A 14,550-nucleotide genomic window follows, 5' to 3' on the forward strand; every position below is an offset into this window, starting at 1 on the left:
TTGTTTGAGCAACTCGAGTCGCGTCAGCTGTTGGCGGCTGGTCTCAACCCGGTCGTCCTGATTCCCGGTTTTGCTGGGACGTTTGCCGACGTCGTTGGTGCCAACGGTGAATTGATCGCCGAGCCAGCCCGAACTGACCGGATCAATGAATGGTACACGCATCGCGGATTGAGTCCGGACAAGTTGGCGCTGGAGCCCAACGACCAGGTCTACCAAAATATTGTCAAAACGCTGGAGAACGTCGGGTACGTTCTGGGCGAGACACTGTTCGTGACGACTTGGGATTGGCGGGTGCCGATAGCACCTGTCGATGGATCGCTGGCGGCGACCTACGCCGAAATCACCGACAGCACGTTCGATACCGGCCTGGACTATCTGGCCCACACCATCGCGGAAGTCAAATCGCAAAATGACGGCGTGACCAAAGTCGACTTGGTTACGCACGGCAGCGGTGGTTTGATTGCACGAGCGTACGTGCAGAGTGCTGCCTACACGGATCGCGATAACAACGGTCTGCTTTCGGTCGGCAACTTGGTGATGGCAGGTGTGCCCAACCGTGGCGTTTCGGAAACGTGGAACCTGTCGCTGAACGACTGGTCCGCTTCCCCGGCGACCCGATCCGCGGCCTTGTTGGTTGATCACGCCTATGACTTGCTTCAAGACACGGCAAACTTTGGGACGATCTTTGGTCCCGATCCAAACTCGCCAGCCGACGACATCACCAGCCCGGCGATCGACAAACAAGCCTTCGTGCAGCAGTACGTCGGTGCGCTGCGAGGTCAGTTGCCCGAGTATCCGGTACTGGACACCAACAACAACGGAACACTGACTGCCATCGATTCGGCCAATACGCCAGAAGCGAATGCCGCCGGCGTCGATTTATACAATGATCTGTTGGTGGATCTGAACGCGGGTAGTGCCAACGCGTACCTGGACCGTGTTGTCAAAACATCGGTCATTTATAGCACCGAAGTCGATACCAACGATCGATTCATCCAGCGGACGGGCCCCGACGGAGCGTCGTTCCCTAAGAACGAATTGCTGCCCTTCGACAAATTCATCGGCGGCGTTCCTGGTGCGAACGAAGTCTGGTACCAGGATGTCAAAACCACCGCCGGTGGTGACGGTGTCGTGTCGACGTTTTCCTCGATCGACCCATTTCTTGGTGATGCGAGGATTGGAACGACACTGAATCTGATTCCCATCACTGCCGCAGCGGCGGGCACGGGTAACAAACCCGTGAACCACGCGGATCTGGTTGTCGATCCGTATGCGCAAGGCCAGATCTTGGACCAAATCGGCGCGACGTACGTTGCGGCCAATATCGAATCGGGATTGAAGCTCAGCAAAGCACAAACGGACTTGCGTGCTTTTCAAATGGGAATCGTTGATTTCGAGGAAGTGCCGTTGTCGGCCGAGGATGCCGCGGATTTCCTCCTTCAGTTGGGCACCAGTCTGCAATCATTGGCGGGTCAATTGGACGTGCCCGGCGGCATTCCGTTTGTTGACGATGCGATTTCCACGATCACCGGGTTTGCCGATCAGACTCAGTCGCTGGTCACCAAGATGTATTCCAACGCCACCGTGACGGGCGAGTCGGTCATCGCGGCAGCCGATGGCGTTGTCGGCGGGGATGCCGTGCTCGTCATTCGACTGGACGACAAAGATCCCGTCGTGGTGACCATTCCAGCGATCGATCCGGCCGGAAGTTCTGGTGACGGAACCAATGGCAACACGTCGATCGCTGATTTGTATGCTGACATCAACGCGGCCTTGGCTGGCGTGACGTTGGCGGGTGAGAGTTTAAATAATTCTGTGATCGCCGAAGCTCCGGTTGGCGGCAACACGGGCAAGTTTGCCTTGCGCACCATCGATGCGTCCAAGGCCACGAAGCTGGATGTCAGCACGTTGACGTTGACCGGTCCCAGTCCAGCGCCCAGTAGTGGACGTCTAGGAAAAGACGTCAACCTGACGTTCTCGTTGGGACTGAGCAGCACGACGAATCCGGCCCAGGAAATCGGTGGCGAAATCATTCGGCCGCTCGATAGGTTTGACGTTGATGTAACGATCCCCGCCGAATCAACGACGTCTAATACAAGGCTGGCTGATTTGGTGCGCGACATCAATGCAGCGATGGCCGTGGACATCGGTGACGGATCTCTGCTGAGCGATTTTGTGATGGCGACGGCGGCCGGGGCCAGCATTCGCTTTGTCGGGGTGGGATCGTCGACACAGTCGTTGCAGGTCAAACATGGAACCGATCTCGGATTGCTTGATCAGCAGTCCATCGACGCCAATCCGGCACGGGATGTTCTTGGTCTGGGCATGTCGCAAGGTGCCATCGCCGAATTGGTGATCCAGGACGTACGGGATCTGGTCGGCCTGCTCAATTCGGTCCTAACCAGCAAGACCACGCTGGGTTACGACGAAGTGAACCGCCGCGTGACGTTCCAGTTGAATCTGGAAGAGATCTACCAGCGATCCATTGACCTCAATTTTTCAGAAGCGATTGACCTAGGATTCGCTGACTTGAATCTGGCGGGCGGGGCTGAAGCTAGTTTCACGGTCACCGCTGGCGTCGAACTGGCATTGGGGCTGGATCTGAATCGACTGGGTGCTGGTGGAACCGTGGATGCCAACACGACACTTTCAGGTCCGATCGATCTCTCGATCTCCGTGGGCATGGTTGCCGCTGCGCCCGTGACGGCCGCTAGCGCGGTACCCGGGACGCTACAAATCACAGTTGACCGATTTGATGGGACCAGCGTCAACGTAGACGTCGTCATCTCGGCCGCCGATTTAAGCGATAACGATACGAATGTCGCCAGTAATGGTGCCAGTGACTTGGCGTTTGACATCACCGACCAATTGGCTAGCGAAGGCATCCGTGCGACAACGGATGATGATGGTCACTTGGTGTTGATCGCCGACGACAACACCATCAATCGATTGACCGTTCAAACCGGTGGCGGAGCGTTCGGATTTGCCGATAGCGACGTCAGTGATCAACCCGATTTGTCCATCAGGCTTGCCGATGGATCGACGCCTCGTCAAGTGGTTTTGGACGGAGCGAAGACGCTCGGTGACGTGAAGTCGCTGATCGAAGCCGCCGCACCGACGGTATCGGTGACCTTCGTCGGCGACCGAATCCTGCTGACCGATTCCACCTCGCCGGTGGGCAAAAATCGCTTGGTGATCGCTGCGGCTACGGGCGTGCTGGGTGCCTCGCCGGCGGGCGGCGCGTTGGGGATTCTGGCCCGTGCCGCTGATGACGATGATTCGGAAACCACGTTTGACGACTCGATGACGGTCGTCGGCCGGCACTTGATCCTGGGATCGGTGACCGACCAGTTTTACATTGACACCACCAACAGCCGGGTTTACGCCGACGCAGTCCTGAGCGCCGATGACATTGACTTGACGGCGTCACTGGGGCTGTTGGAGTTAGGGATCGGTGGTGATCAACCCGCCGATGGCGGAACGGCTGATTTCGTGATCGGTGCCTCGCTTGCGCTGAGCGATGCCGATGGACGATTGCGGTTGAGCGAGATCGGTGACGCCGGAATCGCCCCGTCGTTCACCTACAGCGGCAATGCGACGCTGCCCGTCCGTATTCCGCTGTTGGATGAAACGCAAGAGATCACGTTGACGCTGCAAAGCGACCCGGACGACATCTTACGTCCACAGTTTGATATTTCCGGCCCCAGCCTGGCTGACTTGAAGAACGTGATCGGTGATTTCAAAAACCTGTCGCTGTCCGACATTGCGGGTATGTTGCGGCAGGTCGTCGACCTGCTGCGAAACAGCAATATTAGCGGGCTGAATGAGACGATTCCCGTCGTCAATCAAACGCCGAATGATCTGCTGGGGTTCACCGACGGGCTGTTGGCCGCCGCTGATAAGCTGCTGGGCGGACCCGACCTGGAAGCTCTCAAAACGCTTCGCCAGCAACTGACTCAGCAAGCGCAGTTCGTCAGTGCGTCGCCGGATCAACTGCAATTGCTCGGCGATTCGATCGAGCGTGTCCGCGATGCGATTGCCCCGGTTCACACGTACAAGCTGCGGATCACCGATGGTGCAGCGGTTGACCATGAAACCGAAACGATCACCAGCACCGCGACGGCGATGGACGTGCAAGAGTCGCTGGAAACGGCGGTCGGCGCAGGTTTGGTCTCGGTGGCCGGAAAAACCGGCGGCCCATTCACGTTCACCTTTGACAAGTCGCTTGGCGATGTTGCGGTGACTGGATCCAGTGCCAGCGGGCTAACTGCTCAGTTTGAAACAACCGAGACGGGCGTCATGGGCACAACGGGTGCGGTGATCGAGGCCGAGTTGGTCACGACGGCTGGATTGTCTGCGGCACTGATCGAATTGGATCGGGCCCTGACGGAACTGTCCCATGCCGGCGTCGATGTCAGTTCGCTTTCAAGCATCGCGGATCAAATGAGCGGATCGGTCGCGTCGACAGCAAACCTCAGTCTGCTGTTGAGCAACCTGTTGAAGGCCGAATTGGGCATGTCGGCCACCGTCGTGGTCAGTTTCCTGGACGGCAACGACGACGCCAACGTCTACGAACCAGTGATCAAACTGGCGCTGGACTTAGATCCCGATTTTAAGACCGGCGTTCCGTTGGATCTCGAGCTGGGCGAATTTGGACCGATCTCCGTCGGAACCGGAGGAATGATCGAGGTCAAGCTCGGTGGGGATATCGATTTGGATGTCGGTTTCAATTTCAAGACGCTGACGCCGTATGTGTTTGCGTACTCCGACAACGGCACGCCCGCGGATACCGATGATGACACCGGAACTCGGTTCGCATTGACAGCAAGTATCGACGCGGGATTGGATGTGACGGCGACCCTGGGTGGATTCCAGGCCGGACTATCGGGAAACGCAACATTAAAGAATGCGGCCGGCACCGGTCCGGCAACGATCAGCGTCTCCGTTGATCAGCCTGCGGTGCCCAACAGCCTGAACAGCATTCCCATCGCGGATCTGTTCTCCGGAGGCCTCGCCAGCAATTTCACGTTTGGACTCGATGCAGCCGTCGACGTGTCACTAGATGCATCGTTGCCGATCGCCGGCAACATCGAAAACGCGATTCAGTTGACGGGATTCAATCCATTTCAAAATTCGACCCAGCTATCCGACGCGATCGATATCAGCGGTCTGACGGCGGGCGTGGAGAACTATTTAAGCAGTCTGACCGATTTGAGCAGCATGAGTCTGGATCAGCTGATCGAAGGCACCCGCACGGTGCTGACGACGATCGAATCCGGGTTGTCGTCGGACCTGCTGAAAAACTTGCCCTTGATCGATGGCGGTTTGGATCTGAGTTCCAGTTTCATCGGTAAGCTGCAATCGATGATCGATCAGTTTGAAACTCTGGTCAACGATTCCGAAGACAGCGTCGATGCGTTGCTTGGTGAGATCCAATTGCTGATCTTCAATTCGCTCGGTCCGGTGGGCGCGAATGTGTTGAAGTTGAAGCCGCTGTTTCATGACAACCCCTCGCAAGACAATGCGACCGAGAAAGCGGAGTACCGAGACGTCGAAGTCACGCTCAGCGATTTGTCATCGGCGGAGTCAGCGGCGGAGGTTGAATTCGCGATCAGTTTGAACCTGGCCGGCCGTGACGTGATCGACGCAGACTTTGACCTAGGTCTGGATGCCGTCGTCTTTGAATTTGAAACCCAAGGCGGAGTGGAACTGACGTTTGACTACGATTTTAACCTCGGATTCGGGATCAATCTGCGCGATGGATTCTTCTTTGAACTGAACAAGAACACGGTCTTCGAAACGGAAACCGGCTTCAGCGACGGAACCGGTGGCGCGCCCGAAATTCAGTTGAGTGCCGAGATCAACCTGAAACCGGGAACGCAGCTCAGCGGTGAACTGTTTTTCTTGAACTTGAATGCGTCTTCGAATCCGATCGAAGACTACAACGGCAACGGCGTTGGCGGCGAAACGCTTAACGAAGCGGCCGATGGGATCGACTACAACCGCGATGGCGACAAAAACGATGTGCTGATCGAATCCGACCTCAATGGCGACGGTCGTCTGTCGCGTGGCACCGGGCTGCGCGGCGAGATTTTCATTGACATCAACGATCCCTCCGGCGACGACGAAAAGTTGACGCTGGGCGATCTGCGAGGCGGTAAGTCGCTGGTCAGCGCCGGCGTTCGCGCCGAAGCCTACGTTGATCTGGGGCTGTCGGCCGATACCGACGCGGGCAGCAGTCTGCCCAAACTGTCGACGGATCTGACCATGGACTGGGGACTTAGCTACAGCACGCACGTTCCCGATGGCCAAATGCAGTCGGTTGGTTTTGTCAGCGGAACCCCCGAAGTGGCATTCCACGACGTATCGCTGGACCTGGGCAGTTTCTTCGAATCGATCGCGGGTCCCGCGTTTGAACTGTTCGAAAAGTACATCGAACCGGCCAGACCCGTGATCGATTTCCTCCGCAGTCCCGTCCCTGGTTTCAGCGAACTGTCCGAGTTTTTTGATGGTCCGGTGGTCACTTTCTTGGATCTGGGAGCCTATTCCAGCGGCAAGTTTGACGAAATCGCTAAGGCCAAAAAGGCCTTGGACGCAATCGATGGAATTTTGAAAGCGGTTGCAGAAATCAAAGGCTTTGCTGGTGCCGATGGGATGGTCATCAACTTTGGTGACTTCTATCTGACCGGTGGTAACCGCAACACGGTCACGGGCGAAATCATCGGCAGCAACCCTGCCAAGGACGCATCGCTGCCATTGGCAAACGCCGCCAAGGCTGGTTCCGTCAGCGTCCGAGCGGATGGCGTCCTGTTGGGGGCCAATCAGTACACGGTCATCCACAGCCAAAGCGGCGGTACGCCGACCACATCCATCCGATTCAGCGAACCGCAAACCGGTCAGATTAAGGTCAGCTATGAATACACGTCGGGAAAGATCGATGTCACCGACGCCACGACACAAGTCAGCGTGGCGGCCAGCACCACGCTGCCGACGACTCAAACCATTGATCAACAAGTCAACAATTCCAGTGGTTCTTCCGCCGACAAGGCCAGCACCAAATCCAAACTGAAGAAGCTGGCGAGATCGGCGACCGAGGGTGGGCACGGATTGTCGATCCCGATCCTTTCCAACCCGCTGAACGCATTCAAATTGCTGACCGGCGAAACCGTCGAACTGCTGGAATGGGACATTCCCACACTGGATCTGAGTCTGCCGTTCGGAACGAAGCTGGGACCGTTCGGCCGGATCGGCGGCAGCGTCGGCGCCAAGTTGGATTTCTCCCTGGGTTTCGATACCCGTGGAATTTCACAAACGGGCAACTTCCTGGATGGGTTGTACTTCGGTGACCTGGCTGACGTTTCCACCGGTGCCGACATCGACGAAGTCGAATTCAACCTCAGCGTGAAAGCCGGCATCGGCATCGATATCTTGATCGCCAGCGTCTATTTGACGGGCGGTGTTGAAGGCAAAATCGGTCTCAATTGGAACGACTTGGATGGTGACGGCAAACTTTACTTCGATGAATTGATCGGGCTGGCACAGTTAAAATCGACTCCCAATATCCCCGGCGTCTGTGTGTTCGACGCCCATGGTGAACTCAATGCCGTGCTGGACTTGGAATACTCATTTCTGTTCTACAGCGATGAGTATTCGATCATCGACCAGCAAATATTTAGTTTTGGTTATTCGTGTGGAAACGGCATCAATGTCGCCGATCTGAAAACCGGTGATCCGGTCTTTGATGATGGCACCCTGGTGCTGAACGCCGGTCCGTTTGCACAAAACCGCACCGCTGGATCCAACGGTAACGACGACGAAACCTTTGCGGTCAGCCAATTGCCCGACGGCTCCATCCAAGTCGCATATGATTGGGTGATCGACAGCGACACCACGGTCAAGCTGCGCCGAAATTACAGTGGCGTCAACCAAATCCATTTCGATGGCGGTGGTGGGAACGACAAATTGGTCGTTGATTCAAGCGTCAGTTCATCCATCCCGGTGACGATGATTGGCGGCGGCGGCAATGACACGTTGATCGGGCACAGCGGCAACAACACGTTCGTCGGCGGTTCCGGTAACGACACGCTTGCCGGCGGTGGCGGAAGCGATTTGTACCTGTTTGAAAACGGTTGGGGACAAGACACGATTTCGGATGTCGGTGGCGCGAGCGATCAATTTGATTTCAGTGCTGTGACGATCGACCTGAATGTGACGTTGGGCAGCATCAGTGTTTCCGACGGCACGTCTTCCAACACGGTGATAAACCCCGACGGTGAATTGGTCGAAGGGATCGAATCGATGGTGGGCGGCAGCGGCAACGACACCTTGAACCTGAGTCAGCCCGCGGGCACCACGCGGTTGTGGACTATCAACTCGATCGGCGGCGGACGCATTGATGACGATTTTCACTTCTCGCGTTTCGAGAATCTCAACGGCGGACCTCAAAATGATGTCTTTGCCTTCAGCGGCGGAAGCATCACAGGAACCATCAACGGCGGGGCTGGCACGGACACGCTGAACTACGCATCCGCACCCGCTGCGGTCGAAGTCAACCGACGAACGTCAACGGCAACATCGCTGGGCAGCTATGTCGGAATCGAGTCGGTGATCGGAAGTTCGGCCAGCGATACGCTGATCGGTGCCGATGCCAACGCGACCTGGAACATCACGGGTGCGAACCAGGGAAATATCAATGGTTCGTTCCAGTTCCAAGGCTTCGAAGACCTGACCGGTGGGGACAGCGACGATTCATTCGTGGTCGCTTCATCAGGCTCGATCAGTGGCCAGTTGCGTGGTACGACAACGCTCGGCCATGCAGATAGCGACAAGCTTGATCTGTCCGCCAAAACGTCTTCCCTCGTCGCCACGATCCAAGGTGAAAACCGGGGTTCGATCACGGATGTTCCCCACTTTGACCGGATCGAGAGTCTCACCGGCGGTTTGGCTGACGATCATTTCACGATCGAGTCGCTGGCCAAGTTGACGGGGACGACCGATGGCGGCGGCGGCAGCGCCGACCACTTGGATTATCGCCTTTGGAGCACCAAGGTCACCGTCAATCTCACGACCGGTGCAAACCAGACCGGCAGTGTCGCCGGAATTGAAAATGTGACCGGCGGATCCGCCGATGACTCCCTCACAGGCAACGCATCGGGCAACCGCATCATCGGACTCGGCGGTGCGGATGTGATCGATGGCAAGGGTGGCAACAATGTACTGATCGGCGACAACGCCACGATTACCTTGGCCGCGATTGCGACGATCATCTCAGCGGGCGATGGCAAGGACACGATTTCGGCGGGCGATGGCAACAACATCATTCTGGCGGGCAGCGGCGGCAGCATCGTCACGGCGGGCGACGGCAACAATCGAGTGATCGGTGACCAAGCGGTGGTGACTCTCTCGGGCGGCATCGCGATCGACCTGCAAAGCGGCCCGCCGGTGGCCGGTGACAAAGATGACATCACGCTCGGTGGTGGCAACAACTTGGTCATTGGCGGCGAAGGTTCCGACGTGATCACCGTGGGTTCGGCTGGGACGACCGGCAGCAACGTCATCATCGGCGATCGCGGCGTGATCGACCGACTCGGCCCTCTATTAACGTCGTCGGCGACGAGTGAGCCGACCGCTTCGGCGGGTTTGGATAAGATCAAAACCGGCGATGGAATGGACGTGATCATCGCTGGCGGTGAATCCGACGAAATCGAGGCCGGCGGCGGCAACAACTATGTGCTTGGCGATGACGGCTCGATCACGTTCGCGAACAATCTGCCGGTCAGCTCGACGCTGAATCCGATGGTCTTTGATGGCCATGACAAGATCACGACATTGGGCGGTCGCGACATCATCTATACCGGCAACGGCGACAACACCGTCCACGCCGGTGCGGGCAACGACGAAATCATCGCAGGCGTTGGCATCGACAAACTGTACGGCGAAGGGGGCAATGACTGGATGGTCGGCGGACTGGGCGACGATACGCTCAGCGGCGGTGCGGGCAACGATGTCATGTTCGGTGGCCTCGCGCGGGGAACCCGACTCGATTACGAGCTCGGCACAAACGACTTTGTTCTTCCGCCCGATTTCGCCGCCAATGAAGCGGCCTATCCCACCGGTTACCTACCGACGATCTTGATCACGCCTAAGATCGTCGTCGGACTGTCGATCGACGGGGATATCGGCGACGGTCGTGACGTTCTCGATGGCGGTGACGATAGCGATGTGATGTTCGGTGGCGCGGATGTCGACGAACTGCGTGGCGGTACTGGCGTTGATTACATCGACGCGGGCTCCGGTGCCGATTTAGTCGTCGAAGGCGGCGACGGCGACGACGTCGTGCGTGGTGGAGCGGGCGATGACACCGTCCGCGGCGGCGATGGCATTGACCAAGTCTACGGCGATGACGGCGACGACATACTGCGTGCCGATGCGGGCAACGGATCCAACCAAGCTGGCCAACGTGTGTACGGAGGCGCTGATCGCGACACGCTTTACGCATTCGCACCAACCAGCGATGTGGCAACCGAAAAGCTGCTCGTCGGCGATCAGCTCTTCGGCGGGGCCGGAGGCGACTTCCTTTACGGCAACCTCCGCCAGGAACTACTCTCCGGCGGCAGCGGCAACGACTACATCAGCGGCGATGAATTCGCCGGTCCGGCCTACGACACTCGAACGAATGCCGATGTCTCAGGTGCCGATGACACGCTGCTGGGCGGCAGCGGCGAAGACCAACTCTACGGCGGTGGAGGCGATGACATCATCTGGGGCGGTGCGGGCACCGACTTCATCGACGGCCAAGATGGTAGCGATACGCAGTACGGCGGCAGCGGCATTGACCTTTTCGTATTGTCCACATCACTCGGTGCATCAGGAAACTTTGATACTGGTACAGACACCATCGACGGCCATTATGGAAACGCCAGTCAAGACGATGTGCCGGATGACAACGCCACCGATATCTTGACGATCAACGGCACCTCGGGTAACGACACGATTCTGATTGGTCAGCAAGCGGGCCAAGCATCTGTTCGCTACAACGGCTTCGCGATCGCCGTCAACATGCTCGATTCGAGCGGCAACCTCCTGGTCGAACAATTCCGCATCGCTGGACTCGCCGGCGACGATACGATCGGTTTCTACACTGAATTGGCGGTTCAATCCGCTGCGATTTCTAAGATTTCCGGATTGGGCACGATTGACCTCTCGGCCCTGGCGGAGCGCAGCCAAGATTGGGTCGGTGTCTTTGACGGCAACAGCGGCAACGACACTCTGATTGGGTCCGACGGTCGCGATCGTCTGGACGGCGGCATCGGCAGCGACAACCTGTTCGGCTTTGGCGGTAGCGATCGACTGTGGGGAGATGGCGGCGGCGGATCGACCAGCGATCACGACGTGCTGTTTGCTGGTCAAGGAAATGACGATCTTGTCGGCGGTGAAGGCACCAACGAGCTGTACGCTTGGAGTTTTGATCCCGCCCGATCGCTCAACCAGCTTGGATTCGTAAGCGGGGATTCGTCATCGATTGGCGTCGCAACCATCGCTGCCACCGACAGCGTTCCTACCGACGGCAAATTGCTGTTGGACACCCTCTTTCAAGTGACGCTTGGAAGCCTCAACGCTAGCGGTGACTTCATTGCTTCCGCCATGCCCGTTCGAGTCCTTTTGCCCATCGAGGCGACCACCGCCAACGCATCGCCAGCGGACTTGGTCAGCGACTTACAAGCGGCGATTAACGCGGCGATCAACCCGGAGACCAACGCGCCCGGTTTGAGCGGCGTCACCGTTGGCTTGAATGCCGAAAACAAGCTGACGTTGACACACGCGACGAGCAGTTTGCGGATTGATCGCACCAGCTTCGGCGTCTACGTCGACGCCATGGGCAAACTGACCGTTGACGATTTCGACCTCAACGACAACGGGCTGCTCGATCTGGACGAGTCATCACCCACCGGCCCCTACCGTCTTGCCTACAACCAGGAAGTCACCGGGCTGAACCGGCTACTGGGCAGCCAGCAAGCGGATACGCTGTACGGCGGTACGACGCTGGACTTCATGTACGGCAACGGCGGTAGTGACACGCTGATCCGCTCCGATGGCACGACATTCGAGTCGATGGATGGCGGTTTGGCCGGCGATGAGTGGAAAGAGTACGCCAAGGAGTCCGACTTGGTGTGGTACATCGGCGGATCCAACGCGGCCGACCAAATCAACGTCGACTTTGTCACCGAACCTGGCTTATTGACTGATCATCACCTCGTCACACGGCTGACCAACAACAACGGCAACTTCAGCTTCAGCGCCCAAGTCCGCTTGGACTTCACTGGCAACGACGATAACGATTTGCGATTCCGCCTCGATCAACTGCTCAGCGAGACGGACACGGAATTGCGAGGCAACGCGCTCAGCGACATCGCCACCGCAGCGACTGCGATGAGCGATTCGGAACTGCTGGCCAGCCTCATCCCGCCCGAAGGTGATTTCCAAGTCATTCTCATTGATGCCCTGGGCGGCAACGACACAATCAACGTCGGTCCGACCGTGCAAAAATCCGTTTGGATCGATGCCGGAGCGGGTGATGACGTAGTCACGATCCGAAGCGGCAATGCAATCTTGGTCGACAAAGCGGAAAGTTCGCTTGGATCGACGGGGCGGCGAGCACGCAACGATATTCCTGCGCAAGCATTCGCATTGATTGCTCCCAGTGTTTCCGAAACCAGCGCCAACGAAGTCAACACAACGTTCAGCGGCAAGACGCTTGACCAGGGTGTGGTCACTTTCACCGGCCTTTCGATCGACAGTCCCACGGATGTCGATTGGTACCGCTTCTCACTCGCCGACGTGGCATCGGCGACCAGCGAGATCGAAATCGCCAGCGGATCACCAATCGATGGATTGCTAATCGAAGTTTGGAATGTCGCTGACGTCGATCCACAGACCGGTGCCCCGATCGTCGATGGCTCGAACCCAGGTACCCCGCGGACTCCGCTGACACTGGGAGGCTTCTCCACCAGCGGTGATTCTTCGACTCTCGCAAATCTAAGCTCACTTGCCGCCCATACGGACTACTACATCAAAGTCAGCAGTCCCAACATCGTCCCGACGCTCTACGACCTGCGGTTGAATCTCGTCGGTGTCGACGTCGCTACGCTTGCTAACCCGCTGGAGGTCAGCCTATCGCTCCGCGAAGACACCGATCGCCGCGACGTGATTCTGGGCGGGCCCGGCAACGACATCCTGCAAGGCGGTGCAGGCGAAGATTGGATCTTTGGCGGCTCTGGCAACGACGTGCTGACGGGAGGCAAAGATCGCGGCGCCAGCGATTTGCTGTTCGGCGGCGATGACGACGACACCTTCCAAATCATCCCCGATGCGTTGCCGTTATTGGGTAACGAACCCGGCACCAATTTCGACCCCGCTACTCAAACCTACATCCCCACGCAGAGTGACCAATTTATCGGTGGTGACGGTAACGACCGAGTGTTGTTCTTGGGCGGTGACCTCGACCGCCGCGGCCTGTTCGTGCCCGACAACGCAGCGATTCGCTACAACACCGGGCTGCATCGTTATGAATTCACCAGCCTGGTTTGGGACATCGGCACGCAAGAGTTCGTTACCAAAGCTGATTCACAAGGTCTTGCTGTTTATGAACAGCAATACCAGTTCTATCAAACTCGTGACGTCGAAAGCACGGAGTTCGACACCCGCAGCGGCGACGACGTCGTCCACGCCGACCCCGAATTTAAGTTCCCACCATTGGGGAAGATTGCCAATGACACGACCGCAAAGTTGCATTATTCATTTGCGAACGATGCGGTGCAGGACGTCAGCGGTCACGACAATCTCGGGACTTTGCAGGGTGGTGCTTCGATCTTATCTGACAACTCAGTCTTGAGCGATGTGCTGACACTCAATGGAACCGGGCAATATGTGTCGGCCACATCAGCGGATGTTCCGATTGGAAATTCGCCCTACACGATGGCGGCATGGATTAAACCCAACTCAATGAATGGTGGCATTATTAGCTGGGGGAACTACGGCCAGGATTCTCAAGTGAATGCATTGCGGCTGAATGGAAGTGGCCTCCTGAACTACTGGTGGAGTAACGATCTGGCAGTAACCACGGGTTCGCTTGTTGGTGCATGGCATCATGTTGCAGCTACCTATGATGGAACCACGCGGCAAATCTACGTTGATGGAGAACTGAAGGGAAGCGACACCCCTTCGGTAAATCATAATGTTCCGAGTTCAGCAAACTTCGCCGTCGGAAGAACAAATGCCAGCGAGTATTTCAACGGTCAAATCGATGATGTCCGAGTCTACGGATCTTCGTTGACGCTCGCAGAAATCCAAAAACTCGCGAACCTTCGCATCAGTGGTGCAGCAGCGACATCCAGCGATGAATGGGGTATCGATCTGGGCGACTATGAGCAGGGAGCCCGCGAAGCGGCATTGAAGATAGACCTTGGCCCCGGTAACGACTACGCCTTCGGCACCGTACTGGCCGACACGATTCTTGGCGGACCCGGAAACGACTATATCGCCGGCGGTCTA

At 57.5% G+C, this 14,550-nt stretch carries 1 protein-coding gene (running past one end of the window); it reads left to right on the top strand.

The features are described from left to right. Positions 1–14,550, top strand: the start of a protein-coding gene (locus K227x_RS06320; protein ID WP_145168747.1) for a LamG-like jellyroll fold domain-containing protein. It continues 15,027 nt past the right edge of the window; 14,550 of the gene's 29,577 nt are visible here — the first part of the coding sequence; the start codon lies at positions 1–3; its stop codon lies beyond the right edge, outside the window.

Origin of the sequence: Rubripirellula lacrimiformis, from assembly GCF_007741535.1 — a bacterium.
Taxonomy (GTDB): domain Bacteria; phylum Planctomycetota; class Planctomycetia; order Pirellulales; family Pirellulaceae; genus Rubripirellula; species Rubripirellula lacrimiformis.